23 protein-coding genes and 2 tRNA genes are annotated in these 26,654 nt (G+C 57.5%); 22 read left to right on the top strand and 3 right to left on the bottom strand.

Going from position 1 to position 26,654, the window contains the following annotated elements; genetic code table 11:
- Positions 1–58: 58 nt before the first annotated feature.
- Positions 59–586 (bottom strand): outer membrane protein assembly factor BamE, encoded by a 528-nt coding sequence (locus AACY44_RS18905; protein WP_339420276.1) that lies wholly within the window; start codon positions 584–586, stop codon positions 59–61.
- 98 nt (positions 587–684) lie between these two features.
- Here AACY44_RS18905 and fur point away from each other — a divergent pair, with 98 nt between their 5' ends.
- On the top strand, positions 685–1,089 hold the full coding sequence (gene fur, locus AACY44_RS18900; protein WP_003194220.1) for a ferric iron uptake transcriptional regulator: 405 nt from the start codon (positions 685–687) through the stop codon (positions 1,087–1,089).
- Between the two features lie 86 nt (positions 1,090–1,175).
- Here the strand turns inward: fur and recN are convergent, their stop codons facing one another.
- The gene (recN, locus tag AACY44_RS18895) at positions 1,176–2,849 is read right to left on the bottom strand and encodes a DNA repair protein RecN (RefSeq protein ID WP_339420278.1); all 1,674 of its coding nucleotides are present in this window, start codon (positions 2,847–2,849) and stop codon (positions 1,176–1,178) included.
- A gap of 254 nt (positions 2,850–3,103) precedes the next feature.
- On the opposite strand from recN, the gene grpE reads away from it, so the two are divergent.
- The 8 genes from grpE to AACY44_RS18855 all read left to right on the top strand — a co-directional run bounded on the left by grpE (position 3,104) and on the right by AACY44_RS18855 (position 13,569).
- Entirely contained in the window at positions 3,104–3,664 is a 561-nt protein-coding gene (gene grpE / locus AACY44_RS18890; protein ID WP_049711480.1) for a nucleotide exchange factor GrpE, read from the top strand.
- Between the two features lie 102 nt (positions 3,665–3,766).
- Positions 3,767–5,683, top strand: a complete 1,917-nt coding sequence (gene dnaK, locus AACY44_RS18885) for a molecular chaperone DnaK (protein WP_339471730.1) — start codon at positions 3,767–3,769, stop codon at positions 5,681–5,683.
- A 317-nt stretch (positions 5,684–6,000) separates the two neighbouring features.
- Positions 6,001–7,125: a molecular chaperone DnaJ gene (gene dnaJ / locus AACY44_RS18880; protein ID WP_339420282.1), complete on the top strand. Its 1,125-nt coding sequence runs from the start codon at positions 6,001–6,003 to the stop codon at positions 7,123–7,125.
- A 10-nt stretch (positions 7,126–7,135) separates the two neighbouring features.
- Positions 7,136–7,942 (top strand): 4-hydroxy-tetrahydrodipicolinate reductase, encoded by an 807-nt coding sequence (gene dapB, locus AACY44_RS18875; RefSeq protein ID WP_339420284.1) that lies wholly within the window; start codon positions 7,136–7,138, stop codon positions 7,940–7,942.
- A gap of 257 nt (positions 7,943–8,199) precedes the next feature.
- The gene (carA, locus tag AACY44_RS18870; protein WP_339420286.1) at positions 8,200–9,336 is read left to right on the top strand and encodes a glutamine-hydrolyzing carbamoyl-phosphate synthase small subunit; all 1,137 of its coding nucleotides are present in this window, start codon (positions 8,200–8,202) and stop codon (positions 9,334–9,336) included.
- 105 nt (positions 9,337–9,441) lie between these two features.
- Positions 9,442–12,663: a carbamoyl-phosphate synthase large subunit gene (gene carB / locus AACY44_RS18865; protein WP_045060049.1), complete on the top strand. Its 3,222-nt coding sequence runs from the start codon at positions 9,442–9,444 to the stop codon at positions 12,661–12,663.
- The gene (gene greA / locus AACY44_RS18860) at positions 12,660–13,136 is read left to right on the top strand and encodes a transcription elongation factor GreA (protein WP_049711485.1); all 477 of its coding nucleotides are present in this window, start codon (positions 12,660–12,662) and stop codon (positions 13,134–13,136) included. Before carB ends, greA begins: the two co-directional genes overlap by 4 nt.
- Before the next feature lie 28 nt (positions 13,137–13,164).
- On the top strand, positions 13,165–13,569 hold the full coding sequence (locus AACY44_RS18855) for an MFS transporter (protein ID WP_339420289.1): 405 nt from the start codon (positions 13,165–13,167) through the stop codon (positions 13,567–13,569).
- Between the two features lie 9 nt (positions 13,570–13,578).
- Here AACY44_RS18855 and AACY44_RS18850 read toward each other — a convergent pair whose 3' ends face one another.
- Positions 13,579–13,887, bottom strand: coding sequence for a YhbY family RNA-binding protein (locus AACY44_RS18850; RefSeq protein ID WP_339530821.1), 309 nt, complete (start codon positions 13,885–13,887; stop codon positions 13,579–13,581).
- Positions 13,888–13,992: 105 nt separating this feature from the next.
- Between AACY44_RS18850 and rlmE the strand changes: the two genes are divergently transcribed.
- The 13 genes from rlmE to truB all read left to right on the top strand — a co-directional run bounded on the left by rlmE (position 13,993) and on the right by truB (position 26,600).
- On the top strand, positions 13,993–14,643 hold the full coding sequence (rlmE, locus tag AACY44_RS18845; protein WP_032862906.1) for a 23S rRNA (uridine(2552)-2'-O)-methyltransferase RlmE: 651 nt from the start codon (positions 13,993–13,995) through the stop codon (positions 14,641–14,643).
- Positions 14,644–14,843: 200 nt separating this feature from the next.
- On the top strand, positions 14,844–16,754 hold the full coding sequence (gene ftsH, locus AACY44_RS18840) for an ATP-dependent zinc metalloprotease FtsH (protein ID WP_339420291.1): 1,911 nt from the start codon (positions 14,844–14,846) through the stop codon (positions 16,752–16,754).
- Positions 16,755–16,762: 8 nt separating this feature from the next.
- Complete coding sequence (gene folP / locus AACY44_RS18835) at positions 16,763–17,614, top strand: dihydropteroate synthase (protein ID WP_339420292.1); 852 nt, start codon at positions 16,763–16,765, stop codon at positions 17,612–17,614.
- 16 nt (positions 17,615–17,630) lie between these two features.
- Positions 17,631–18,968, top strand: a complete 1,338-nt coding sequence (gene glmM, locus AACY44_RS18830) for a phosphoglucosamine mutase (RefSeq protein WP_339420293.1) — start codon at positions 17,631–17,633, stop codon at positions 18,966–18,968.
- A gap of 66 nt (positions 18,969–19,034) precedes the next feature.
- Positions 19,035–19,790 (top strand): triose-phosphate isomerase, encoded by a 756-nt coding sequence (tpiA, locus tag AACY44_RS18825; protein ID WP_339420294.1) that lies wholly within the window; start codon positions 19,035–19,037, stop codon positions 19,788–19,790.
- Positions 19,791–19,794: 4 nt separating this feature from the next.
- Complete coding sequence (gene secG, locus AACY44_RS18820) at positions 19,795–20,178, top strand: preprotein translocase subunit SecG (protein WP_003235031.1); 384 nt, start codon at positions 19,795–19,797, stop codon at positions 20,176–20,178.
- Between the two features lie 21 nt (positions 20,179–20,199).
- Positions 20,200–20,285: transfer RNA gene (locus AACY44_RS18815), tRNA-Leu, on the top strand.
- A 96-nt stretch (positions 20,286–20,381) separates the two neighbouring features.
- Positions 20,382–20,458: transfer RNA gene (locus tag AACY44_RS18810), tRNA-Met, on the top strand.
- Positions 20,459–20,598: 140 nt separating this feature from the next.
- Positions 20,599–21,057, top strand: coding sequence for a ribosome maturation factor RimP (gene rimP / locus AACY44_RS18805; protein WP_049713475.1), 459 nt, complete (start codon positions 20,599–20,601; stop codon positions 21,055–21,057).
- Between the two features lie 47 nt (positions 21,058–21,104).
- Positions 21,105–22,586 (top strand): transcription termination factor NusA, encoded by a 1,482-nt coding sequence (gene nusA, locus AACY44_RS18800; RefSeq protein ID WP_049711491.1) that lies wholly within the window; start codon positions 21,105–21,107, stop codon positions 22,584–22,586.
- 27 nt (positions 22,587–22,613) lie between these two features.
- On the top strand, positions 22,614–25,124 hold the full coding sequence (gene infB / locus AACY44_RS18795; protein ID WP_339420295.1) for a translation initiation factor IF-2: 2,511 nt from the start codon (positions 22,614–22,616) through the stop codon (positions 25,122–25,124).
- A 159-nt stretch (positions 25,125–25,283) separates the two neighbouring features.
- A complete protein-coding gene (rbfA, locus tag AACY44_RS18790) occupies positions 25,284–25,679 on the top strand; it encodes a 30S ribosome-binding factor RbfA (RefSeq protein ID WP_065875288.1) in 396 nt (131 codons plus the stop codon).
- 3 nt (positions 25,680–25,682) lie between these two features.
- Complete coding sequence (truB, locus tag AACY44_RS18785; protein WP_339420296.1) at positions 25,683–26,600, top strand: tRNA pseudouridine(55) synthase TruB; 918 nt, start codon at positions 25,683–25,685, stop codon at positions 26,598–26,600.
- Positions 26,601–26,654: the final 54 nt, after the last annotated feature.

The raw sequence follows: 26,654 nt of genomic DNA, 5'->3' as shown, positions 1-26,654 counted from the left end.
CCAAATGGCAGGCAACAAAAAGCCCGGCATGCCGGGCTTTTTGTTGGGCGCCGCAAACTTACTGCGGGCTGGTGTCCAGAGGCTGCGGCGTCGGGACGGGAACAGTTTCCACGCCGTCGATGTCTTTCTGGATCTTGTCGAGCAAAGATCCAGGCTTAGCCGGTACTTCAGACTTCGGCTTCTCGCCTTCCTGCGCAGGTGCGGTCACGTTAGTGCCGTTATCCTTGCCGAGCAGGGCTTCATCACGGCTTACGCCAGGCATGAAGTCGCCGGACAGGCTGACAAGCTGGTCATTGCCATTGAAGCTGACACTGACGCGCTCCTGCTGGCGTTCACCGCCACCTGGCTGCAGGCTGTAGAGATAATCCCAGCGATCGGCGTGGAAAGTGTCGGTCAGCAGGGGGTTACCCATAATAAACCGTACTTGCCGTCGGGTCATTCCGGGGCGTAACTGGTCTATCATGTCCTGCGTGACGACATTGCCCTGCTGGATGTCGATTTTGTAAACCCCGGGGAATGAACAACCGGCGAGTGCGAGCAGTCCCACAAAGGTGAAACTGGTTAGCAAGAGCTTGGTGTTTTGCATCGGTGGGCGACTTCCACTATCTTGGCTGGGACAACGTAAACGCCGATCATACCCGTATTAAGAGAAGCTGCGAAGCAGCATCCGCGAGAAAGCTAACCATGGTTGAAAATAGCGAACTACGCAAAGCCGGTCTTAAAGTGACTCTGCCACGAGTCAAGATTCTACAAATGCTCGATTCTGCTGAGCAGCGCCACATGAGTGCCGAGGATGTCTACAAGGCGCTGATGGAGTCTAACGAGGACGTTGGCCTGGCCACGGTTTACCGTGTGCTGACCCAGTTTGAGGCCGCAGGGCTGGTGGTTCGTCATAATTTCGACGGCGGTCATGCGGTGTTCGAATTGGCTGACGGTGGGCATCATGACCACATGGTTGACCTGGATACCAATGAGGTTATCGAGTTCACCAGCCCGGAGATCGAAGCCCTGCAGCATAAGATTGCTGAGGAGCATGGCTTCGATTTGGTTGACCATAATCTGGTTCTGTACATCCGTAAGAAAAAGTAACAAGCGCTGCAGATTGACGTTGCAAAACGATCGAAGGCGACCTTAGGGTCGCCTTCGTGCTTTCTATAATAGAGAAAACTGTCCGCTTAGGCCTTCGCCGCCACGACCATCTTCTTCGCGTGCGCCAAAGACTCCTTGGTCAAATCGATGCCACCGAGCATGCGCGCGACTTCTTCCACGCGCTCCGACTTATTCAGCTTGGACACGGCTGTGTGTGTTGCATCACTGCCGCGTACCTTATGCACAAACAAATGCTGATGCCCTTGGGCCGCGACTTGCGGCAAGTGAGTCACCGTTAGCACTTGGCCTCGGTCCCCCAGGCGCCGCAGCAACTGGCCAACAATTTCCGCCGTCGGTCCGCCAATACCCACATCGACTTCATCGAATACCAGGGTCGGCACCCGAGAGGTTTGCGCGGTAATTACCTGGATCGCCAGGCTGATCCTCGACAGCTCGCCACCAGATGCGACTTTTGCCAGTGCTTTGAGCGGCTGTCCAGGGTTGGCGCTAACCAGTAGTTCCACCTGTTCCAGGCCGTGGGGCTGCAGTTCGTTGCTGGCGTTGGTGCGCAATTCAATGGTGAAGCGTCCGCCGGGCATACCCAGGCGCTGGATTTCCAACTCCACTGCGCTGGCCAGGCCAGTGGCTGCTTGTTGACGCAGGTCGCTCAGTTCGCGCGCTTTCTCTTGGTAATGACGGGCGAAAGAAGCGAGCTCGTCACCCAGGCGCTCGATAGATTCATCGTTGGCGTTCAGGGTCTCGATTTCATCCAGTAGCTTCTGCTGCATCGTCACTACTTCGGTGGGCTGAATTCGATGTTTGCGCGCCAGGGTATAAATGGTGTCCAGGCGTTCTTCTATGTCCTGCAGGCGTGCCGGGTCGGCATCGAAGTGATCCAGGAAACGGTTCAGTTCGCCTACCGCTTCTTCTACTTGAATCTGTGCACTGGTGAGCAGGGTGGTGGCCTCACTTAGCGACCCGGAAGCGTTGTTCACGCTCGACAAGCGATTGAGGCTGGCCGTCAGTGCGTTGAGCACATTGCCGGAATCGCTCTCGCTACATTGCTCCACCACCTGTCGGCAGATACCCAGCAGGGTTTCTGCGTTGGTGAGGTTCTTATGTTCTTGCTCAAGCTGCTCTAGTTCGGTCTCGCCCAGGCCCAGGCTTTCCAGCTCTTCGAGTTGATAACTGAGCAGCTGATGGCGAGCACGTTGTTCATCGCCGGAATTGGAGAGCCGCTCCAGCTCTTGGCGAGTCTGGCGCCAGCGTTGAGCGGCAAGTTGCACCTGGCGGGCAAGGTCTGTCGCGCCAGCGTATTCGTCGAGCAGGCGGCGATGGGTGTCGGTTTTCAGCAGGGACTGGTGTTCGTGTTGGCTGTGGATATCTATCAGCAACTCGCCCAGAGCTTTAAGGTCGCCCAACGGGCAAGGTGTGCCGTTGATATAGCCACGTGAACGGCCTTCCGCCGTGATGACCCGACGCAGGATGCACGGACCTTCATTATTTAGGTCGCGCTCGGCTAGCCAGACTTCCGCCTCGGGTATGTCTGCCAGGTCGAAGGTGGCCAGGATGTCGGCCTTGTCCGCACCGGGGCGAACCACGCCGCTGTCGGCGCGATCACCCAGGGTCAGGCCCAGGGCGTCTAGCATGATCGACTTGCCGGCGCCGGTTTCGCCTGTGATTACGCTCATCCCGCGATCCAATTCAAGATCCAGGTGTTCAACGATGGCGTAGTTATGTACGGACAGGTGCACGAGCATGTTGGCCGCTCCCAGGCTTTAGGTCTGGTTATTTATACAGTGTTTTCTTTGGCGCTGACAATCCTGACGCTTAGCTCGATTTGCTTGATTCAACGTCTTTTTAAGTGCTGCCAGGAATTAATGGGCAGGAATTGATGAAGGTCAGTCGAAAGACTTTTGGTAACGCCTTCGCCCTTGAACCTGGAAATTGTGGCCCCATATACCGGAACAGAAGCGCGAGTTGAGTTCGCGCATGATTTTGAAAGGAGAAAACTATGGCTGACGAACAGACGCAGGATACGCAAACTCCAGACGCTAATTCGGCTGTCGGCGATGAGCTGGCAACTCGTGTGCAAGTGCTCGAAGAGCAATTGGCTGCTGCGCAGGACCAGTCTTTGCGTGTTGCCGCCGATCTGCAGAACGTCCGCCGCCGTGCCGAGCAGGATGTAGAAAAGGCTCACAAATTCGCACTGGAGAAGTTCGCCAGTGACTTGCTGCCGATCATTGACAGCCTGGAGCGTGGCCTTGAGTTGTCCAACCCGGACGACGAAAACATCCGCCCAATGCGCGAAGGGATCGAGCTGACCTTGAAAATGTTCCAGGACACCCTGAAGCGTTATCAGTTGGAAGCCATCGATCCAATGGGCGGTGAACCGTTCAACGCTGAGCACCACCAAGCCATGGCCATGCAGGAAAGCCATGACCTGGAGCCTAATAGCGTGTTGAAAGTGTTTCAGAAGGGATATCAGCTCAACGGTCGCTTGCTGCGCCCGGCGATGGTTGTGGTGAGCAAGGCTCCTGCACCGGTTTCGCCTTCTATTGATGAGCAGGCTTGAAATACGCCGTAAGGCCCCCATCTATAAGTCAAGCGTTTAAGTGCTACCGCAGTTAGCCACCACTGCTGCGGCATCCAAATTCAAGTTTCGGGAGAGTAAATCATGGGCAAAATTATCGGTATCGACCTGGGGACCACCAACTCCTGTGTCTCCGTCATGGAAAACGGCAAAGCTAAAGTCATCGAAAACGCCGAAGGCGCGCGTACTACGCCGTCGATCATTGCTTATGCAAATGATGGCGAGATCCTGGTTGGCCAGTCGGCCAAGCGCCAGGCTGTGACCAACCCGCACAACACTCTGTACGCGGTGAAGCGTCTGATCGGTCGTAAGTTCGATGAAGAAGTCGTACAGAAAGACATCAAGATGGTGCCTTACAAAATCGCCAAGGCTGACAACGGTGACGCCTGGGTTGAAGTAAATGGCAACAAGATGTCTGCACCGCAGATCTCGGCGGAAGTCTTGAAAAAGATGAAAAAGACTGCCGAAGATTACCTCGGTGAGGCAGTGACTGAGGCGGTGATCACTGTTCCGGCCTACTTCAACGACAGCCAGCGTCAGGCGACCAAAGACGCCGGCCGCATCGCGGGCCTGGACGTAAAACGCATCATCAACGAACCCACCGCAGCGGCTCTCGCTTACGGTATGGACAAGGCCAAAGGCGATCACACCGTGATCGTTTATGACCTGGGTGGCGGTACTTTCGACGTTTCGGTAATTGAGATCGCTGAAGTTGACGGCGAGCACCAGTTCGAAGTGTTGGCCACCAACGGTGACACGTTCCTGGGCGGTGAAGACTTCGATATTCGTCTGATCGACTACCTTGTTGACGAATTCAAGAAAGAAAGCGGCATGAACCTCAAGGGTGACCCGCTGGCCATGCAGCGCCTGAAAGAAGCTGCTGAGAAGGCCAAGATCGAGCTGTCCTCGAGCATGTCGACCGACGTTAACCTGCCGTACATCACTGCAGATGCCACCGGTCCTAAGCACTTGAACGTGAAGATTTCTCGCGCCAAGTTGGAAGCTCTGGTTGAAGATCTGGTTCAGCGCACCATCGAACCTTGCCGCATCGCTTTGAAAGATGCCGGTATCGACGTTGGCGCCATCAACGACGTGATCCTGGTGGGCGGTCAGACCCGCATGCCACTGGTTCAGCAGAAAGTCACCGAGTTCTTCGGCAAGGAAGCGCGTAAAGACGTGAACCCTGACGAAGCAGTTGCCATGGGTGCTGCTATCCAGGGTGCGGTATTGGCCGGTGACGTGAAAGACGTACTGCTGCTCGACGTCAGCCCGCTGACCTTGGGTATCGAAACCATGGGCGGCGTGATGACTGCGCTGATCGAGAAAAACACCACGATTCCTACCAAGAAATCCCAGGTGTTCTCGACTGCCGATGACAACCAGGGTGCTGTGACCATTCACGTGCTGCAAGGTGAGCGTAAGCAAGCGGCTCAGAACAAGTCCCTGGGCAAGTTCGACCTGGCTGAGATTCCACCTGCACCCCGTGGCGTGCCACAGATCGAAGTGACCTTCGACATCGATGCCAACGGTATCCTGCACGTTGGCGCGAAAGACAAGGCGACCGGCAAAGAGCAGAAGATCACTATCAAGGCCAACTCCGGTCTGTCTGATGAAGAAATTCAACAGATGATTCGTGATGCTGAAGCCAACGCTGATGCGGATGCCAAGTTTGCTGAGTTGGCTGGCGCCCGCAACCAGGGTGATGCACTGGTTCACTCGACGCGCAAAATGGTCGCTGATGCTGGCGATAAAGTGAGCGCTGAAGAGAAGGCCGCGATCGAAGCTGCCGTAGTTGCCCTGGAAGCCGCCGTTAAAGGCGACGACAAGGCTGCTATCGAAGCCAAGATCGAGGAGCTGTCCAAAGTCTCCGCGCCGGTTGCACAGAAAATGTATGCCGAACAAGGTCAGCCAGCTGACGGTGCAGCGCAACAGGCAGAGCCTGAAGCCAAGCACGACGATGTTGTCGATGCCGAGTTCGAAGAAGTTAAAGAACAGAAGTAACTTGGTCGCCCGGTTGACCGCTTTTAAGCGGTGACTGGTAGGATGTCGCCGCGCGGGAGCTTGCTCCCGCGTTGGCGTGTCTGGGGTAAGCGAATTTTTACAGCATGCGACAGCGTTCGGGTGCTGGCGGTGTGATCGGGAATGCTCCTGCTTTCCGAGCAATAACTACCGTATTTTTGGCCGGGTCCTTGGCTAAAAGTAGTAATGACCAGGATCGTTGAATTGACGTGAGTTGGGTCCGGGCCTGTATTGGGGCTCAACGAGTTTGGCGGGGCTCAGGAGGGTCTGGCCGAACGTCCTTAAGAGTGCAAAGACTTATGGCAAAGCGTGACTATTACGAAGTGTTGGGTGTGGAGCGCGGCTCCAGCGAGGCGGACCTGAAGAAGGCCTACCGTCGCCTGGCGATGAAGCATCACCCGGACCGTAATCCGGATAGCAAAGAATCCGAAGAGATGTTCAAAGAGGCCAATGAGGCCTACGAATGCCTGTCTGATCCCAACAAGCGTGCGGCCTACGACCAGTATGGCCATGCCGGTGTCGACCCGAACATGGGGGGCGGCGGTGCCGGTTTTGGTGGTCAGAACTTCTCCGACATTTTCGGCGATGTATTCAGCGATTTCTTCGGCGGTGCCCGGGGTGGTCAGCGTGGCGGCGCCCAGCGTGGCAGCGATTTGCGCTACACCCTGGAATTGAACCTGGAAGAAGCCGTGCGCGGCACCAGCGTCAACATTCGCGTGCCGACGCTGGTCAACTGCAAGCCGTGCGATGGTTCGGGTGCCAAGAAGGGCTCCTCGCCGATCACCTGCCCGACGTGTGGTGGTATCGGCCAGGTTCGTATGCAGCAGGGCTTCTTTTCGGTGCAGCAGACCTGCCCGCGCTGTCATGGCCAGGGCAAGATCATTTCTGATCCGTGCGATTCCTGCCACGGCGAAGGACGTGTCGAAGAGTACAAGACGCTGTCGGTAAAAGTGCCGGCTGGCGTGGATACCGGTGACCGCATTCGCCTGTCGGGCGAAGGTGAGGCGGGTGCTCAAGGCGGACCTACGGGCGACCTGTACGTTGTAATCAATGTGCGCGAGCACTCGATTTTCCAGCGCGACGGCAAGCACCTGTTCTGTGAGGTGCCGATCAGCTTTGTCGACGCAGCCTTGGGTGGCGAGCTGGAAATCCCGACGCTGGACGGACGGGTCAAGCTCAAGATTCCTGAAGGCACGCAGACCGGCAAGCAGTTCCGTATTCGTGGCAAAGGCGTTGCGCCGGTGCGCGGTGGTGGAGCGGGCGACCTGATGTGCCGTGTGGCAGTTGAAACGCCGGTCAATCTGGGGCGTCGTCAGCGCGAATTGCTTGAAGAGTTCCGCAGTTCGCTGGAAGGCGATGACTCACACTCACCGAAAACCACGGGCTTTTTCGATGGCGTGAAGCGCTTCTTCGGCGACCTGTAAGGAATTGAATATGCGACGTATAGCCGTAATGGGCGCTGCCGGGCGCATGGGCAAGACGCTGGTCGAAGCGGTGCAGCAGCGCTCGCCGGCCTCCGGGCTGACCGCGGCGATTGTGCGTCCGGGTAGCACGTTGATCGGTGCGGATGCCGGTGAGTTGGCTTCTCTGGGGCGTATCGGTGTTTCGTTGTCCGGCCACTTGGAGCAGGTGGCTGATGAGTTCGACGTACTGATCGACTTTACGCTGCCGGACGTGATGCTGAAAAACCTGGCGTTCTGCCGCAGGGCGGGTAAGGCCATGGTGATTGGCACCACCGGTTTGACAGCTGAGCAGAAGCAGTTGTTGGTGGAGGCGGGGAAGGATATTCCGGTCGTCTTCGCGGCGAACTTCAGTGTCGGTGTGAATCTGTCGCTCAAATTGCTGGACCTGGCGGCGCGCGTGCTGGGTGATGAAGCGGATATCGAGATCATCGAGACCCATCATCGCCACAAGATCGACGCGCCGTCGGGTACTGCATTGCGCATGGGTGAAGCCATCGCCGATGCGCTGGGTCGCGATTTGTCGAAAGTGGCGGTGTACGGGCGTGAAGGTCACACCGGTGCGCGTGCGCGTGACACCATCGGCTTTGCGACTGTGCGCGGTGGCGACGTGGTCGGTGATCACACTGTGTTGTTCGCTACTGAAGGCGAGCGCCTGGAAATCACGCACAAGGCGTCTAGTCGGATGACCTTTGCCAAAGGTGCGGTACGTGCTGCGCTGTGGTTGGAAGGGCGCGAGCCAGGCCTCTACGACATGCGCGATGTGCTGGATCTGCACTGATCAGTCGCTCAAACAGGGCTTCAAGCTTATGCTTGGGCCCCGTTTTTCCCGCTAAGCGACGTCCTGTCGCATTCCCCTGCCTTTTAGACTCATTAGCGGTGGACCAAAAAAGCCTTTTTCTGTAAGCTACAGCTTTAGTGTGTTCACTAAAAGCGCGCAGAATAATTCAGTGAATGAGCGGGGTGACGTGTCCATACGTCACTCCGCTTTTTTACACCTGCGATCGCCCTTTCAGGCTTTATTTACGGGAGGTCTTCTTGACTAAGCCAGCCATACTCGCCCTTGCTGATGGCAGCATTTTTCGCGGCGAAGCCATTGGAGCCGACGGTCAGACCGTTGGAGAGGTGGTGTTTAACACTGCCATGACCGGCTATCAGGAAATCCTTACCGATCCTTCCTACGCCCAACAGATCGTTACCCTGACCTATCCGCACGTCGGCAACACCGGTACTACACCGGAAGACGTCGAGTCTGATCGTGTCTGGTCGGCTGGTCTGGTGATTCGTGACCTGCCACTGGTTGCGAGCAACTGGCGTAACACGATGTCGCTGTCCGACTACCTCAAAGCCAACAACGTTGTGGCTATCGCGGGTATCGATACGCGCCGCCTGACACGCATCCTGCGTGAAAAAGGCTCGCAGAACGGCTGCATCATGGTCGGTGACAATATCTCCGAAGAGGCGGCGATTGCCGCAGCGCAAGGTTTCCCTGGCCTGAAAGGCATGGACCTGGCGAAAGTCGTCAGCGTTAAAGAGAAGTACGAGTGGCGCTCCACTGTCTGGGACTTGAAGACCGACAGTCACGCGACTATCGATGCCGCTGAGCTGCCGTACCACGTTGTCGCCTACGACTACGGCGTCAAATACAACATCCTGCGCATGTTGGTAGAGCGCGGTTGCCGCGTGACCGTGGTGCCGGCGCAAACTCCGGCCAGCGATGTATTGGCCTTGCAGCCAGACGGCGTGTTCTTGTCCAACGGCCCGGGTGACCCTGAGCCATGCGACTACGCTATCCAGGCCATCAAGGACGTGCTGGAGACCGAGACTCCGGTGTTCGGCATCTGCCTCGGCCACCAGCTGCTGGCACTGGCTTCCGGCGCCAAGACCCTGAAAATGGGCCACGGCCACCACGGTGCCAACCACCCAGTGCAGGACCTGGACACCGGTGTTGTGATGATCACCAGCCAGAACCACGGTTTTGCGGTGGATGAAGCGACCTTACCGGCTAATGTCCGCGCCATTCACAAGTCGCTGTTCGACGGTTCCCTGCAAGGCATCGAGCGCACTGACAAGAGCGCGTTCAGCTTCCAGGGCCACCCTGAAGCCAGCCCGGGCCCGAACGACGTAGCGCCGCTGTTCGACCGTTTCATCAATGAGATGGCCAAGCGACGCTAACTGAGCGGTCTGCGGGCGGCCCCCTACTCCGGCGGCCCCTGCAGGCTCTCTAAAGATTGTTCAAGACGGCTTGCCGACTGACCTGCGGATTTGAGTGACAAACCCATGCCAAAACGTACAGACATAAAAAGCATCCTGATTCTCGGCGCTGGCCCGATCGTGATCGGCCAGGCCTGCGAATTCGACTACTCCGGCGCCCAGGCCTGTAAAGCCCTGCGCGAGGAGGGCTACCGCGTCATCCTGGTGAACTCCAACCCAGCCACCATCATGACCGACCCGGACATGGCCGACGCCACCTATATCGAGCCGATCAAGTGGCAGACCGTTGCCAAGATCATCGAGAAAGAGCGTCCGGACGCGCTGCTGCCGACCATGGGCGGCCAGACTGCTCTGAACTGCGCACTGGACCTGGAGCGCGAAGGCGTCCTGGAAAAGTTCGGCGTAGAGATGATCGGCGCGAATGCCGACACCATCGACAAAGCAGAAGACCGTTCGCGCTTTGACAAGGCAATGAAATCCATCGGCCTGGACTGCCCGCGCTCGGGCATCGCCCACAGCATGGAAGAAGCCAACGCAGTGCTCGAGAAGCTGGGCTTCCCGTGCATCATCCGTCCGTCCTTCACCATGGGTGGCACCGGCGGCGGTATCGCTTACAACCGTGAAGAGTTCGAAGAAATCTGCGCCCGTGGCCTGGACCTGTCGCCGACCAAAGAGCTGCTGATCGACGAATCCCTGATCGGCTGGAAAGAGTATGAGATGGAGGTTGTCCGCGATAAGAAGGACAACTGCATCATCGTCTGCTCTATCGAAAACTTTGACCCAATGGGCGTGCACACCGGTGACTCGATCACTGTTGCGCCGGCACAGACCCTGACGGACAAGGAATACCAGATCATGCGTAACGCCTCCCTGGCGGTACTGCGCGAGATCGGCGTGGAAACCGGCGGCTCCAACGTCCAGTTCGGCATCTGCCCGGACACGGGTCGCATGGTCGTCATCGAGATGAACCCGCGGGTATCCCGTTCCTCGGCTCTGGCCTCGAAAGCCACCGGTTTCCCGATTGCGCGTATCGCTGCCAAGTTGGCGATCGGCTATACCCTTGACGAACTGCAGAACGAAATCACCGGCGGCGCTACTCCAGCGTCCTTCGAGCCGTCGATCGACTACGTCGTGACCAAGTTGCCACGCTTCGCCTTTGAGAAATTCCCGAAAGCCGACGCACGCCTGACCACTCAAATGAAGTCGGTGGGTGAGGTCATGGCTATCGGTCGGACTTTCCAGGAATCCCTGCAGAAAGCTTTGCGCGGTTTGGAAGTGGGCGTTTGCGGCCTGGACGAAAAGCTCGACCTGAGCAACCCGGAAAGCATGAGCATCCTCAAGCGCGAATTGACCGTGCCCGGCGCCGAGCGCATCTGGTACGTGGCTGACGCCTTCCGCGCCGGTCTGTCGGTCGAAGACATCTTCGGCATGAACATGATCGACCCGTGGTTCCTGGTGCAGATCGAAGACCTGATCAAGGAAGAAGAGAAGGTCAAGACCCTGGGGCTGGCCAGCATCGACCGCGACTTGATGTTCAAGCTCAAGCGCAAAGGCTTCTCCGACATGCGTCTGGCCAAGCTGCTGGGCGTGACCGAGAAAGCGCTGCGTCGTCACCGTCACAAGCTGGAGATCTTCCCGGTCTACAAGCGCGTTGACACCTGCGCGGCTGAGTTCGCCACCGACACCGCCTACATGTACTCGACTTACGAGGAAGAGTGCGAAGCCGCGCCTTCGGGCCGCGACAAGATCATGATCCTCGGCGGCGGTCCAAACCGTATCGGCCAGGGTATCGAGTTCGACTACTGCTGCGTACACGCGGCACTGGCCCTACGCGAAGACGGTTACGAGACCATCATGGTCAACTGCAACCCGGAAACTGTTTCCACCGACTACGACACTTCCGATCGCTTGTACTTCGAACCCGTGACCCTGGAAGACGTGCTGGAAATCTGCCGGGTTGAGAAGCCTAAGGGTGTAATCGTCCAGTACGGCGGCCAGACCCCGCTGAAACTGGCGCGTGCACTGGAAGAGGCCGGCGTGCCAATCATCGGCACCAGCCCGGACGCCATCGACCGTGCCGAAGACCGCGAGCGCTTCCAGCAAATGGTTGAGCGCCTGAACCTGCGTCAGCCGCCAAACGCCACCGTGCGCAGCGAAGATGAAGCCATTCGCGCAGCCAGCAAGATCGGCTACCCGCTGGTGGTGCGTCCGTCCTACGTGTTAGGCGGTCGTGCGATGGAAATTGTCTACGAAGAAGAAGAGCTCAAGCGCTACCTGCGTGATGCGGTGAAAGTGTCCAACGACAGCCCGGTGCTGCTCGACCACTTCCTCAACTGCGCCATCGAAATGGATGTGGACGCAGTCTGCGACGGCACCGACGTAGTGATCGGCGCGATCATGCAGCACATCGAACAGGCTGGCGTTCACTCCGGTGACTCCGCTTGCTCGCTGCCGCCGTACTCGCTGCCGGCGCACATCCAGGACGAGATGCGCGAACAGGTCAAGAAAATGGCCCTGGAACTGGGCGTGGTCGGTCTGATGAACGTACAGTTGGCGCTGCAAGGCGAAGACATCTACGTCATCGAAGTCAACCCGCGCGCGTCGCGTACTGTACCGTTTGTTTCCAAGTGCATCGGTGTGTCCCTGGCTATGATCGCTGCCCGCGTGATGGCCGGTAAGACCCTGAAGGAAATCGGCTTCACCAAGGAAATCATTCCGAACTTCTACAGCGTGAAAGAGGCGGTGTTCCCATTTGCCAAATTCCCTGGTGTGGACCCGATCCTGGGCCCAGAGATGAAGTCCACCGGTGAAGTGATGGGCGTGGGCGATACCTTCGGCGAGGCGTTTGCTAAAGCCCAAATGGGTGCCAGCGAAGTGCTGCCGACCGGCGGTACTGCGTTCATCAGCGTGCGCGATGACGATAAGCCGCTGGTTGCGGGCGTGGCCCGTGATTTGATCAACTTGGGCTTCGAGGTCGTGGCCACCGCCGGGACCGCCAAACTGATCGAAGCCGCCGGCCTGAAAGTGCGTCGCGTGAATAAAGTGACGGAAGGCCGTCCGCACGTGGTCGACATGATCAAGAATGACGAAGTCACCCTGATCATCAACACCACCGAAGGTCGCCAGTCGATCGCGGACTCCTATTCCATTCGTCGTAACGCTTTGCAGCACAAGATCTACTGCACCACCACCATTGCTGCTGGCGAAGCCATCTGTGAAGCGCTCAAGTTCGGTCCGGAAAAGACCGTGCGTCGCTTGCAAGATCTACACGCAGGATTGAAGGCATGACCAAATACCCAATGACCGTCCAGGGCGCCAAGGCCCTGGAAGAGGAACACGCCCATCTGACCAAAGTCGTCCGCCCGAAGCTGAGCCAGGATATCGGCACCGCTCGCGAGCTGGGTGACTTGAAGGAAAATGCCGAATACCACGCTGCTCGCGAGCAGCAAGGTATGGTCGAGGCGCGGATCCGTGACATCGAAGGCCGTATGCAGAATGCGGTAATCATCGATGTGACGACCATTCCACATACCGGCAAGGTGATTTTCGGCACCACCGTGGAAATCGCCAACGTCGAGACAGATGAGCGCGTCGTCTACCACATCGTGGGCGAAGACGAAGCTGACTTCAAACTCGGCAAGATCTCCGTTGGTTCTCCGCTTGCCCGCGCCTTGATTGCCAAGGAAGAGGGTGATGTGGTGGCTGTGAAAACGCCAAGCGGCGTGATCGAGTACGAGATTGTTGAAGTTCGTCACATCTGAAAGACGGCGCCCGCTCTATGCGGGCGCCATGCTTTGGCAGCTCTCCCAGATGCTTTGGGTGGGAGGCCTGTGGTTGTTGCACATCGGTGTGTTGCCGGCGCTGGGCCTGGTTGGCCTGGCACCGTTGCTGATCGATGAAATCGATGGATTACTCAGTGCGTTGCTGGTGGGTTTCGCGGCGGCGTGCGTGACGCTCCAGGCGTTGGTGCTGGTCAAGGCCGAAGGCTTGGGGAGTTTATGGCGGGATATTCGCGGCCAACTGCTGTTGATGGCGCTGTATGCGTGCGCAATGTTTTGCGTGGTGCATGTGTGGCTGCCGGAAGCGTTGCGCTGGCAGCTGTTCAGCTATCTTGTGCTAGGGTTCTCCGGTCTGGTGCTGGTTATACAGCCGGCACCGGGATGGAGTGGCGGGGCGCGCGAAGCACGCCCGTAACCCTTGATATCATTTGAAACGATGAACGTTCGACAGTTGCTTGTTGACGCTGAAGTTCTTGCGATACAGCAGCGCCATCTTGCCGATGACCTGAACCAGGTCCGCTTTGCCCACGTTGCACAGTTCTGCAATGGCGGCCAGGCGCGCTTCGCGGTCAAGGATGTTGACCTTGATCTTGATCAGTTCGTGATCGCCCAATGCGCGTTCAAGTTCGGCTAGCACACCTTCAGTCAAACCGTTGTCTGCCACAATCAGAACTGGTTTCAGATGGTGGCCAATGGATTTGTACTGTTTCTTCTGCTCTTGAGTGAGCGGCATAATCTGACCCCTGCGTCTGATCTTGTAAAAAGCGGCGGCCAGTTTACCCGAGCGAGTCCGGGACCGCCCAGTTAATCACGACCCGTTTTATTTTCGAGGTGGCCCGTGGCCCGTTCCAAAACTAGCCTTAAGTGGCTGCAAGAGCATTTCAACGACCCTTACGTCAAAAAGGCGCAAAAGGACGGCTACCGTTCACGGGCCAGTTACAAGCTGCTGGAGATCCAGGACAAGGACAAGTTGATCCGTCCAGGCATGAGCGTTATCGACCTTGGCGCGGCGCCGGGTGGGTGGTCGCAGGTGACCAGTCGTCTGATTGGTGGTCAAGGTCGCTTGATCGCTTCCGACATCCTGGAAATGGACAGTATCCCGGATGTGACCTTTGTTCATGGGGACTTCACCCAGGACGCCGTGCTCGCACAGATCCTTGAGGCTGTGGGAAATTCGCAGGTGGACCTTGTGATTTCCGACATGGCCCCCAATATGAGTGGATTACCGGCCGTCGATATGCCGCGAGCCATGTTCCTGTGTGAACTGGCCCTGGATTTGGCGGGTCGGGTGTTGCGTCCTGGTGGTGACTTCCTGGTGAAGGTCTTCCAGGGCGAAGGGTTTGACGAGTACCACAAGAACATCCGCAAGTTGTTCGACAAGGTGCAGACGCGCAAGCCTGACTCTTCCCGGGACAGGTCCCGGGAGCAGTATCTGTTGTGCCGCGGCTTCCGCGGTGTTGAAGGCGCTGCGAGCGAAGAGCGTTTTTGAGGATTTGGAGGAGGGCGATAGGTTTTTTTATATCGCTTTCGTCACGAAGCTTTACGAATATTGTGTAGTCAAAGTTTCACAAAGGGTTACAGACGGCGCCTGCCAGAGTTGTAGGTAATGTAGTAAGTTAGGCCGGTGAATATCATGCGAAGCGCGCGCCAGTAGCGGAGCTTGCTTCAGAGGGTAGTTAATTGAACGATATGGCAAAGAATCTGATCCTGTGGTTGATCATCGCGGCTGTCCTTGTGACGGTGATGAACAACTTCTCCAGCCCTAATGAGCCGCAGACCCTCAACTATTCCGACTTCATCCAGCAAGTTAAGGATGGCAAAGTCGAGCGCGTAGCGGTTGATGGCTACGTGATTACCGGTAAGCGCGTCGATGGCGACAGCTTCAAGACCATTCGTCCGGCTATTCAGGACAACGGTCTGATCGGCGATCTGGTGGATAACAAGGTCGTTGTTGAGGGTAAGCTGCCTGAGCAGCAAAGCATCTGGACCCAGCTTCTGGTGGCGAGCTTCCCGATTCTGGTAATCATCGCCGTGTTCATGTTCTTCATGCGCCAGATGCAAGGCGGTGCGGGAGGCAAGGGCGGGCCGATGAGCTTCGGCAAGAGCAAGGCGCGCCTGCTCTCCGAAGACCAGGTGAAAACCACCCTGGCTGATGTTGCCGGTTGCGACGAGGCCAAGGAAGAAGTGGGCGAGCTGGTCGAGTTCCTGCGCGATCCAGGCAAGTTCCAGCGCCTGGGTGGTCGTATTCCGCGCGGCGTGCTGATGGTCGGTCCTCCGGGTACTGGTAAAACCTTGCTGGCCAAGGCGATTGCCGGCGAAGCCAAGGTGCCTTTCTTCACTATTTCCGGTTCCGACTTCGTAGAAATGTTTGTCGGTGTCGGTGCAAGCCGTGTTCGCGACATGTTCGAACAAGCCAAGAAGCACGCGCCCTGCATCATCTTCATCGATGAAATCGACGCCGTTGGTCGCCATCGTGGTGCCGGCATGGGCGGTGGTCATGATGAGCGTGAGCAGACCCTCAACCAGTTGCTGGTTGAGATGGACGGCTTTGAAATGAATGACGGCATCATCGTCATCGCTGCAACCAACCGTCCTGACGTGCTGGACCCTGCGCTGCTGCGTCCTGGTCGTTTCGACCGTCAGGTCGTGGTTGGCTTGCCGGATATCCGTGGCCGCGAACAGATCCTGAAAGTACACATGCGCAAAGTACCTATGGGTGACGATGTGGCTCCGGCCGTGATTGCCCGTGGTACTCCAGGTTTCTCCGGTGCTGACTTGGCTAACCTGGTCAACGAGGCTTCGCTGTTCGCTGCCCGTACCGGCAAGCGTATCGTTGAAATGAAAGAGTTCGAACTGGCGAAAGACAAGATCATGATGGGCGCTGAGCGCAAATCCATGGTCATGTCCGAGAAAGAGAAGCAGAACACTGCTTATCATGAAGCCGGTCACGCCATTGTGGGGCGCGTTGTGCCTGAGCACGATCCGGTCTACAAAGTGTCGATCATTCCTCGTGGTCGGGCGCTGGGTGTCACTATGTTCCTGCCGGAAGAGGATCGTTACAGCCTCTCCAAGCGCGCACTGATCAGCCAGATCTGCTCGCTGTACGGCGGTCGAATTGCTGAAGAGATGACGCTGGGCTTCGACGGTGTGACCACTGGCGCATCCAACGACATCATGCGTGCCAGCCAGATTGCGCGGAACATGGTCACCAAATGGGGGTTGTCGGAAAAACTCGGTCCTTTGATGTATGCCGAGGAAGAGGGCGAAGTATTCTTGGGGCGTGGCGGTGGCGGTCAAGGCGCCAGCTTTTCCGGTGAGACGGCCAAGCTGATCGACTCCGAGGTGCGCAGCATCATTGACCAGTGCTACGGCACGGCTAAGCAGATCCTGACCGACAACCGCGACAAGTTGGATGCAATGGCCGACGCGCTGATGAAGTACGAGACCATTGATGCCGACCAGATTGACGACATCATGGCGGGGCGCACACCGCGCGAGCCTCGCGATTGGGAAGGTGGTTCGGGCACTTCGGGCACGCCGCCTGTGGTTCAGAACGAACGCCCTGAAAATCCGATCGGCGGTCCGGCAGCTGACGTCTAAGGTTTGAAATGACTTCTGCGTTGTCCTCCACCCGGTTGCCTTGCGGCAGCCGGGTTCTTGATTTGGCCCATACACATGTCATGGGCATTCTTAATGTAACCCCCGACTCTTTTTCCGATGGTGGCCGCTTCAGCCAGCTTGATGCCGCGCTGCGTCATGCCGAGGCAATGGCGGCGTCGGGGGCGACCCTTATTGATGTCGGCGGTGAGTCGACTCGCCCTGGTGCTCGCGTAGTTTCTCCCCTGGAGGAGCTGGAGAGGGTGGCGCCGATAGTTGAGCGTATCTCCCGAGAATTGGATGTGATCATTTCGGTTGATACGTCGACCCCCGCCGTGATGCGCGAGACTGCGCGCCTGGGAGCCGGGCTGATCAACGATGTACGCTCTCTTCAGCGAGATGGCGCGCTGGATGCGGCCGCGGCTACCGGTTTGCCGGTGTGCCTGATGCATATGCTGGGTGAGCCCGGCAACATGCAGGACAACCCTCACTATGATGATCTTGTTGGTGAAGTGAGTGGTTTTCTCGCTGAGCGGATTGCTCAATGCGCTGCCGTAGGGATTGCGGCTGAAAAGATCATCCTCGATCCCGGCTTCGGCTTCGCCAAGACCCTGCAACACAATTTAAGCCTTTTCAAACATATGGAATCCCTGCACGCACTTGGTCGGCCGCTGTTGGTCGGTGTTTCGCGCAAGAGCATGATCGGGCTGGCGCTGAATCGTCCGGTGGGTGAGCGGCTGTACGGTGGTCTTGCACTGGCAGCGCTCGCGGTAACGAAGGGCGCACGCATCTTGCGTGTGCACGATGTCGCCCAGACGGTGGATGTGGTGCGTATGATTGCTGCGGTAGAATCAGCCGAATAAGAATGATGGAGCACTTATGACTAAAAAATACTTTGGCACCGACGGTATCCGTGGTCGGGTCGGCGAATTTCCAATTACCCCTGACTTCATGCTCAAGCTGGGTTGGGCGGCGGGTATGGCGTTCCGCAGTATGGGCGCGTGCCGCATCCTGGTCGGCAAGGACACCCGTATTTCGGGTTACATGTTTGAGTCCGCACTGGAAGCAGGCCTGTCCGCTGCGGGTGCCGATGTAATGCTGCTGGGGCCTATGCCGACACCGGCGATCGCCTACCTGACGCGTACCTTTCACGCTGAAGCCGGTATCGTGATCAGTGCCTCGCACAACCCCCATGATGATAACGGTATCAAGTTCTTCTCGGGCCAAGGCACCAAGCTGCCGGACGAGATCGAGTTGATGATTGAAGAGCTGCTGGATGCGCCGATGACGGTGGTTGATTCCAGCAAGCTGGGCAAGGTGTCGCGAATCAATGACGCGTCTGGCCGCTATATCGAATTCTGCAAGAGCAGTGTGCCGAGCAGTACCAGTTTCGCCGGCCTCAAAATTGTGGTCGACTGCGCTCATGGTGCTACCTACAAAGTAGCGCCCAGCGTATTCAAGGAATTGGGCGCGGACGTGACGGTGCTGTCGGCTCAGCCGAACGGCTTGAACATCAATGATAACTGCGGCTCCACTCACATGGGGCAGTTGCAGGCGGCCGTCCTTGCCGAGCATGCCGACTTGGGTATTGCCTTCGATGGTGATGGCGACCGCGTTTTGATGGTGGATCACACCGGCGCCATTGTGGATGGTGATGATCTGTTGTTCATCATTGCACGCGACCTGCATGAGCGTAACAAGCTGCAAGGCGGCGTTGTCGGCACGCTGATGAGTAATCTGGGGCTTGAGCTGGCCTTGGCAGACCTGGGTATCCCGTTCGTGCGCGCCAATGTTGGTGACCGCTATGTGATCGCCGAACTGCTTGAACGCAACTGGCTAGTGGGTGGCGAGAATTCCGGGCACGTTGTCTGCTTCCAGCACACCACCACAGGCGATGCGATTATTGCTGCGCTGCAGGTGCTGCTGTCATTGCGTCGTCGCGAAGAGAGCCTCGCCCAGGCGCGTCAGGCGCTGCGTAAATGTCCTCAAGTGCTGGTCAATGTGCGGTTTGCCGGTGGCGAAAATCCGATCGATCACCCTGCTGTCAAGGAGGCGTGCGAGCGCGCGACCCTGGCAATGGCGGGGCGTGGCCGTGTGTTATTGCGCAAGTCCGGCACAGAGCCTCTGGTGCGCGTCATGGTCGAAGGTGACGACGAAACACAGGTTCGCGGCCATGCCGAAGACCTGGCAAAACTGGTAACTGAAGTTTGCGCCTGAATTCGGCTTGCCAGTGATGATGTGGTTGGGTAACATCTGCGCCCACTTTGACCGACGAGGTACAGCATGCGTCGCACTATGGTAGCTGGTAACTGGAAGATGCACGGTACCCGCGCCAGTGTCGCTGAGCTGATCAATGGCCTTCGTCATCTGGCCTTGCATAGCGGTGTTGACGTTGCGGTTTTCCCACCCTGCTTGCATATCAACCAAGTGGTTGATGGCTTGAAAGGTAAGTCGATCCAGGTCGGCGCGCAGAATTCTGCGGTGGAGCCGATGCAAGGTGCGTTGACCGGTGAAATTTCGCCGAGTCAGTTGGTCGATGCGGGTTGTTCCTATGTGCTTGTTGGGCACTCCGAGCGCCGCCAGATGATGGGCGAGCGTGATGGGACACTCAATCGCAAGTTCGCCGCAGCGCAGGCTTGTGGCTTGATTCCAGTGTTGTGCATAGGGGAAACCCTGGAGCAGCGTGAATCGGGCAAGACTCTTGAAGTTGTCTCGCGTCAGCTAGGCAGCATCATCGAGGAGCTGGGTGTTGGTGCGTTTGCAAAAGCAGTAATTGCTTATGAGCCGGTCTGGGCTATTGGTACCGGGCTGACTGCTACACCGCAACAGGCGCAGGATGTGCACGCAGCCATCCGCGCGCAGTTGGCGGCAGAGAATTCTGAAGTCGCACAAGGTGTGCGTCTTCTATACGGCGGCAGCGTGAAGGCGGCCAATGCGGTCGAACTGTTCGGCATGCCGGATATCGATGGGGGGCTCATTGGTGGAGCTTCCCTGAATGCAGATGAGTTCGGTGCGATCTGTCGCGCCGCGGGAAACTGAAAAAATGCTGGAAACAGTCGTAGTCGTTTTTCATCTGTTGGCTGCCCTGGGCGTAGTTGCCCTGGTTTTGCTGCAACAGGGTAAAGGTGCGGATGCTGGTGCGTCTTTCGGTGCAGGTGCTTCAAATACTGTGTTCGGAAGCCAAGGTTCCTCTACCTTTCTTAGTAAGTTTACTGCTATACTTGCCGCCGGTTTCTTCATAACCAGCTTGGGGTTAGGTTACTTTGCTAAAGAGAAAGCTCATGTGCTGACTCAAGCAGGTTTGCCAAACCCAGCAGTGTTGGAAGTACCAAAAGCAAAACCGGCTTCTGATGATGTCCCGGTGCTTCAAGAGCAAAAGTCGGCTACTCCAGCGACTGACGTGCCTCCAGCTCAAGAGCAGAAGTAAGAAGGTTGTAAATGCTGTATTGCCGAGGTGGTGGAATTGGTAGACACGCAACCTTGAGGTGGTTGTGCCCATAGGGTGTAGGGGTTCGAGTCCCCTTCTCGGTACCAATTATCAGGAAAGCCCGCTGTTGCGGGCTTTCTTGTAGGTGGAAGGTTACATTGACCCTGTAAGGGATCAGTCGTATACTTCCGCCCCAGCTTTGTCGCGGGGTGGAGCAGTCTGGTAGCTCGTCGGGCTCATAACCCGAAGGTCGTCGGTTCAAATCCGGCCCCCGCAACCAGTTTTAGCGGAGCCCCTTTTAAGGGGCTTTTTGTTAGCTGGACACTTTCAACGCCGCTGTTCGACGGCGTTTCAAGGATGGGCGTTTCGCCCATTTTTTTATTTTGCACAGCATGCACATACATGCACGAGGGGGTTCAGGTGTCGAGCAAGCTAGAAGAGTTGCAGGCCTTGCTGGCCCCGGTGGTCGTGGCCCTAGGCTATGAATGCTGGGGTATTGAGTTTTCGGCTCAAGGTCGCCACTCAATGTTGCGCGTTTATATCGATAAAGAGGGCGGCGTGCTGGTGGACGATTGTGCCATTGTCAGCCGTCAGATCAGCGGTGTGCTGGATGTTGAAGATCCAATTGCTGTTGAATACACCCTCGAAGTTTCCTCGCCAGGCATGGAGCGCCCACTGTTCACTATTGATCAGTTTGCAAAGTTTGCCGGTGAACAAGTGAAGATCAAGCTGCGATCCCCGTTCGAAGGGCGACGCAATTTTCAGGGCCTTCTGCGCGGTGTAGAAGAGCAGGACGTTGTGGTGCAAGTGGAAGACCATGAGTTCCTGTTGCCGATCGATATGATCGACAAGGCCAACATTATTCCCAGTTTTGGCTGAGACGCGGATCCCGCGGATCCAATGGCTTGCGAAAGGCGAGGCGTACGATGAGCAAAGAAGTACTGCTGGTTGTTGAGTCGGTATCCAATGAAAAGGGCGTACCGGCAAACGTGATTTTTGAAGCGCTGGAGCTGGCCCTGGCCACTGCTACCAAAAAGCGTTTTGAAGACGAAGTAGATCTGCGTGTGGAAATCAACCGCCACACCGGTGCCTATGAGACTTTCCGTCGCTGGACGGTCGTCGAAGAAGCCGATCTTGATGATCCGGCCATCGAAACCTGGCCGAGCAAGGTTGCCGAAACGCACCCTGGCGCCAATGTCGGTGATGTCGTAGAAGAAAAGATCGAATCGATCGAGTTCGGCCGTATTGCTGCACAGACCGCCAAGCAGGTCATCGTGCAGAAGGTTCGCGAAGCCGAGCGCGCTCAAGTCGTTGACGCTTATCGCGAGCGCCTGGGTGAAATCATCTCCGGTACCGTGAAAAAAGTCACCCGCGACAACGTGATCGTTGACCTGGGCAACAACGCTGAAGCGTTGCTGGCCCGTGAAGACATCATCTCTCGCGAAACCTTCCGTGTCGGCGTGCGTCTGCGTGCGCTGCTCAAGGAAATCCGCACCGAGAACCGCGGCCCTCAGTTGATCCTGTCGCGTACCGCGCCGGAAATGCTGATCGAACTGTTCCGTATCGAGGTGCCGGAAATTGCCGAAGGCCTGATCGAAGTCATGGCTGCGTCCCGCGACCCGGGTTCGCGCGCCAAGATCGCGGTCCGTTCCAAGGACAAGCGTATTGATCCGCAAGGTGCTTGCATTGGTATGCGCGGTTCGCGCGTCCAGGCAGTGTCTGGCGAATTGGGCGGTGAGCGTGTGGATATCGTGCTGTGGGACGATAACCCGGCTCAGTTCGTGATCAACGCGATGTCGCCGGCTGAAGTGGCGGCAATTATCGTTGACGAGGATGCCCATGCAATGGACATCGCCGTTGGCGCAGACAACCTGGCTCAGGCCATTGGTCGTGGTGGTCAGAACGTGCGTCTGGCCAGCCAACTGACCGGTTGGACCCTGAATGTGATGACCGAATCGGACATCCAGGCTAAGCAGCAAGCAGAAACCGGTGACATCCTGCGCAACTTTATCGAAGAGCTCGAAGTCGATGAAGACCTGGCACAGGTGCTGGTAGATGAAGGCTTCACCAGCCTGGAAGAGATTGCCTACGTACCGTTGGAAGAAATGCTCAACATCGACGGCTTTGACGAAGACACCGTCAACGAGCTTCGCGCTCGGGCCAAGGATCGTTTGTTGACTAAAGCCATCGCTACTGAGGAAAAGCTGGCAGACGCCCATCCGGCCGAAGACCTGCTCTCGCTTGAGGGTATGGACAAGGATTTGGCGATGGAACTGGCGGTGCGCGGCGTAATTACCCGCGAAGACCTGGCCGAGCAGTCTATTGACGATCTGCTCGACATCGACGGCATTGACGAAGATCGTGCCGGCAAGTTGATCATGGCCGCCCGAGCCCATTGGTTCGAGTAACTAGGCGCGGCCTGAGGAGAGAAGTGCATGACGCAAGTCACGGTGAAACAACTGGCCGATGAGGTCAAAACACCGGTAGAGCGCCTGTTGCAGCAGATGCGTGAGGCAGGTCTGCCGCACACCGCCGCCGATGAAGGTGTGAGCGATAGTGAGAAGCAGTCTTTGCTGACTCACTTGAAGAGCAGCCACAAGGCGAAAGTGGAAGAACCGCGCAAGATTACATTGCAGCGCAAAACCACCAGCACACTGCGTGTTGCGGGTAGCAAGAGCATCAGCGTTGAAGTACGTAAGAAGAAAGTCTTCGTACAACGCAGCCCGGAAGAAATCGAAGCCGAGCGCAAACGCGATCTGGAAGAACGTCGCGCAGTAGAAAATGCTGCTCGTCAGAAGGCTGAAGAAGAAGCCAAGCGTCGCACCGAAGAAGAAGCGCGTCGCCAGCCTGCGACTACTGAATCGGTCTCCGCGCCTAGCGCGCCAGTAGAAGCTGTGCGTGAGGCCGCTCCGGTTGCCGCGGCACCAGCACCTGCTGCTGATGCCCGCAAGCGCGAAGAACCTCGCCGTCCGGACAAACCACGTGCTGACGATAACAATCGTCGCGGCGGCGGCGGTGATGGCGAGCGCAAAAATGCTCCGCATCGTGCCTCGGTCAAAGAGAAAGCGCCTGCGCCACGCGTTGCCCCACGTACTACCGACGAAGAAAGCGATAGCTTCCGTCGTGGTGGTCGCGGCAAGGCCAAGCTGAAAAAACGCAACGCCCACGGTTTCCAGAGCCCAACCGGCCCTGTCGTGCGTGATGTGCAGATCGGCGAGACCATCTCTGTTGGCGATCTCGCCAATCAGATGTCGGTCAAGGCTGCTGAAATCATCAAGTTCATGTTCAAACTGGGCACCCCAGCGACCATCAACCAGGTGCTTGATCAGGAAACTGCTCAGCTGGTAGCCGAAGAACTGGGCCACAAAGTGACCCTGGTCAGCGACACCGCCTTGGAAGATTCCCTGGCCGAGTCCCTGAAGTTTGAAGGTGAGACGTTCTCCCGTGCGCCAGTTGTGACCGTAATGGGCCACGTTGACCATGGTAAAACTTCCCTGCTCGACTATATCCGTCGTGCTAAGGTAGCTGCTGGCGAAGCCGGTGGTATCACCCAGCACATCGGTGCGTACCACGTTGAAACCGAACGCGGCATGGTCACCTTCCTCGACACCCCAGGTCACGCCGCGTTTACCGCAATGCGTGCCCGTGGTGCCAAGGCGACTGACATCGTGATCCTGGTAGTTGCAGCGGACGACGGCGTGATGCCGCAGACCATTGAAGCTGTCCAGCACGCCAAGGCTGCGGGTGTTCCACTGGTTGTTGCAGTGAACAAAATCGACAAGCCGGGCGCCGATCTCGATCGCATCCGTAGCGAACTGTCGGTTCACGGCGTGACTTCCGAAGAGTGGGGCGGTGATACGCCGTTCGTTTCGGTCTCGGCGAAAGTCGGTACTGGTGTAGACGAACTGCTCGAAGCAGTCCTGCTGCAAGCCGAAGTACTCGAACTGAAAGCAACGCCATCGGCTCCAGGTCGCGGTGTTGTGGTTGAATCGCGTCTCGACAAAGGTCGTGGCCCGGTTGCAACTGTTCTGGTTCAAGACGGTACCCTGCGCCAAGGCGACATGGTGCTGGTCGGTTCGAACTATGGCCGTGTACGTGCCATGCTCGACGAGAACGGCAAGCCAATCAAAGAAGCCGGTCCTTCCATCCCTGTCGAGATCCTCGGCCTTGATGGTACTCCGGACGCTGGCGACGAGATGAGCGTGCTGTCGGACGAGAAGAAAGCCCGTGAAGTGGCTCTGTTCCGTCAAGGCAAGTTCCGCGAAGTCAAACTGGCTCGTGCTCACGCCGGCAAGCTGGAAAACATCTTCGAAAACATGGGCCAGGCAGAGAAGAAGACGCTCAACATCGTCCTCAAATCTGACGTCCGTGGTTCTCTCGAAGCGTTGAACGGCGCCTTGAACGGCCTGGGTAACGACGAAGTGCAAGTGCGTGTTGTCGGTGGCGGTGTCGGTGGTATCACTGAATCCGACGCCAACCTGGCACTGGCTTCCAACGCTGTACTGTTCGGTTTCAACGTGCGTGCCGATGCTGGCGCTCGCAAGATCGTCGAGCAGGAAGGCCTGGACATGCGTTACTACAACGTCATCTACGACATCATCGAAGACGTCAAGAAAGCCCTTACCGGCATGCTTGGCAGCGATGTCCGGGAGAACATCCTGGGTGTGGCCGAGGTGCGTGATGTGTTCCGCTCGCCGAAATTCGGCGCGATCGCCGGTTGCATGGTTATCGAAGGTGTTGTGCACCGTAACCGTCCAATCCGTGTACTGCGTGAAGACATCGTTATCTTTGAAGGCGAGCTGGAATCCCTGCGCCGCTTCAAGGATGACGCTTCCGAAGTGCGTGCCGGCATGGAATGCGGTATCGGCGTCAAGAGCTACAACGACGTTAAGCCTGGCGACAAGATCGAAGTCTACGAGAAGGTCCAGGTTGCTCGCAGCCTCTAACTCGCGCACTTCAGGAGCCACACGGCGTGTGGGCATGCAAATGCCTCGCGCTGTGTCCGGACTCTAAACGCAACGCCCGGTCTGGCTTTTGTCAGGCCGGGCGTTTGCCGCTTTCAGACCCCACGGGTTTCACCGTGTGGCAGTAACAGGTAACAAGACATGGCAAAAGAATACAGCCGTACCCAGCGTATCGGCGATCAGATGCAGCGTGAGCTGGCCCAACTGATCCGTCGCGAAGTCAAAGACCCCCGCGTTGGCCTGGTCACCATCACCGCCGTTGAAGTGAGCCGTGACGTGGGTCACGCCAAGATCTTTATCACCGTGATGGGGCAGGACAACAGCGAAGAAATCGCACAAAGCATCAAGGTGCTCAACTCGGCAGCGGGTTTCCTGCGCATGCAGTTGGCCCGTGAGATGAAGCTGCGCAGCGTTCCTCAGTTGCACTTCCACTACGACGAAAGTGTCGTGCGTGGTGCGCACCTGTCGGCTCTGATCGAGCGCGCCGTGGCTGAAGACAGCCAGCGCCCGTCCACACCTGAAGACGCCAAGGAGTAAGCGGTGGCTCAGGTCAAACGTATACGTCGCAACGTCAGCGGCATCATTCTGCTCGACAAACCCATTGGCTTTACCTCCAATGCCGCGTTGCAGAAGGTACGCTGGCTGCTCAATGCCGAGAAGGCCGGGCACACCGGCAGCCTCGACCCCTTGGCCACTGGCGTGTTGCCGCTGTGCTTTGGCGAGGCGACCAAGTTCTCGCAATACCTGCTCGATTCCGACAAGGGTTATGAAACCCTGATGCAACTGGGCAAGACCACTACCACGGCCGACGCCGAAGGTGATGTTTTGCAGGTTCGCGACGTGACCGTTGGTCGTGCTGATATCGAAGCTGCTTTACCCGGTTTTCGTGGGAAAATCAGTCAGATACCGCCGATGTACTCGGCGCTCAAGCGCGATGGGCAGCCTCTTTACAAGCTGGCACGTGCGGGCGAAGTAGTGGAGCGCGAACCGCGTTCTGTTACTATTGCGCGCTTGGAATTGCTCGCCTGTGAAGGCGACACCGCCCGCTTGGCCGTTGACTGCAGCAAAGGCACCTATATCCGTACTCTGGTGGAAGATATTGGTGAAAAGCTCGGTTGCGGTGCGTACGTTGCAGAACTGCGACGCACCCAGGCCGGTCCTTTCAGCCTGGCCCAGACGGTCACGCTGGAAGAGTTGGAAGCGGTACATGCCGAAGGTGGCAACGAAGCGGTTGATCGCTTCCTGATGCCTTCAGACAGCGGCTTGCTGGATTGGCCGTTGTTGCACTTCTCGGAGCACAGCGCGTTCTACTGGCTCAACGGCCAACCGGTGCGTGCCCCGGATGCTCCGAAGTTCGGTATGGTGCGGGTACAGGATCATAACGGTCGCTTTATCGGTATCGGTGAAGTGAGCGAAGACGGGCGCATCGCGCCGCGTCGACTGATTCGGTCAGAATGACCGGAACCAGTTTGTGGTAAAAGCGCAGTAGCTTTTACGCAAACTGGAACGAGT

The sequence above is a fragment of the Pseudomonas sp. RA_15y_Pfl1_P11 genome (assembly GCF_963970975.1).
Classification (GTDB): Bacteria; Pseudomonadota; Gammaproteobacteria; order Pseudomonadales; family Pseudomonadaceae; genus Aquipseudomonas; species Aquipseudomonas tritici.
This window is presented reverse-complemented; position numbering and strand designations above follow the sequence as displayed.

What these genes read in the sequence shown, in the direction of transcription:
- grpE (WP_049711480.1), top strand. Translation starts at nt 3,104, where the DNA reads ATGGCTGACGAACAGACGCAGGATACGCAAACTCCAGACGCTAATTCG.
- AACY44_RS18850 (WP_339530821.1), bottom strand. Translation starts at nt 13,887, where the DNA reads ATGCCGCTCACTCAAGAGCAGAAGAAACAGTACAAATCCATTGGCCAC.
- recN (WP_339420278.1), bottom strand. Translation starts at nt 2,849, where the DNA reads ATGCTCGTGCACCTGTCCGTACATAACTACGCCATCGTTGAACACCTG.
- fur (WP_003194220.1), top strand. Translation starts at nt 685, where the DNA reads ATGGTTGAAAATAGCGAACTACGCAAAGCCGGTCTTAAAGTGACTCTG.
- secG (WP_003235031.1), top strand. Translation starts at nt 19,795, where the DNA reads ATGCTGGAAACAGTCGTAGTCGTTTTTCATCTGTTGGCTGCCCTGGGC.
- nusA (WP_049711491.1), top strand. Translation starts at nt 21,105, where the DNA reads ATGAGCAAAGAAGTACTGCTGGTTGTTGAGTCGGTATCCAATGAAAAG.
- folP (WP_339420292.1), top strand. Translation starts at nt 16,763, where the DNA reads ATGACTTCTGCGTTGTCCTCCACCCGGTTGCCTTGCGGCAGCCGGGTT.
- infB (WP_339420295.1), top strand. Translation starts at nt 22,614, where the DNA reads ATGACGCAAGTCACGGTGAAACAACTGGCCGATGAGGTCAAAACACCG.
- dnaK (WP_339471730.1), top strand. Translation starts at nt 3,767, where the DNA reads ATGGGCAAAATTATCGGTATCGACCTGGGGACCACCAACTCCTGTGTC.
- AACY44_RS18905 (WP_339420276.1), bottom strand. Translation starts at nt 586, where the DNA reads ATGCAAAACACCAAGCTCTTGCTAACCAGTTTCACCTTTGTGGGACTG.
- AACY44_RS18855 (WP_339420289.1), top strand. Translation starts at nt 13,165, where the DNA reads ATGCTTTGGCAGCTCTCCCAGATGCTTTGGGTGGGAGGCCTGTGGTTG.
- dnaJ (WP_339420282.1), top strand. Translation starts at nt 6,001, where the DNA reads ATGGCAAAGCGTGACTATTACGAAGTGTTGGGTGTGGAGCGCGGCTCC.
- dapB (WP_339420284.1), top strand. Translation starts at nt 7,136, where the DNA reads ATGCGACGTATAGCCGTAATGGGCGCTGCCGGGCGCATGGGCAAGACG.
- carB (WP_045060049.1), top strand. Translation starts at nt 9,442, where the DNA reads ATGCCAAAACGTACAGACATAAAAAGCATCCTGATTCTCGGCGCTGGC.
- ftsH (WP_339420291.1), top strand. Translation starts at nt 14,844, where the DNA reads ATGGCAAAGAATCTGATCCTGTGGTTGATCATCGCGGCTGTCCTTGTG.
- rbfA (WP_065875288.1), top strand. Translation starts at nt 25,284, where the DNA reads ATGGCAAAAGAATACAGCCGTACCCAGCGTATCGGCGATCAGATGCAG.
- tpiA (WP_339420294.1), top strand. Translation starts at nt 19,035, where the DNA reads ATGCGTCGCACTATGGTAGCTGGTAACTGGAAGATGCACGGTACCCGC.
- greA (WP_049711485.1), top strand. Translation starts at nt 12,660, where the DNA reads ATGACCAAATACCCAATGACCGTCCAGGGCGCCAAGGCCCTGGAAGAG.
- glmM (WP_339420293.1), top strand. Translation starts at nt 17,631, where the DNA reads ATGACTAAAAAATACTTTGGCACCGACGGTATCCGTGGTCGGGTCGGC.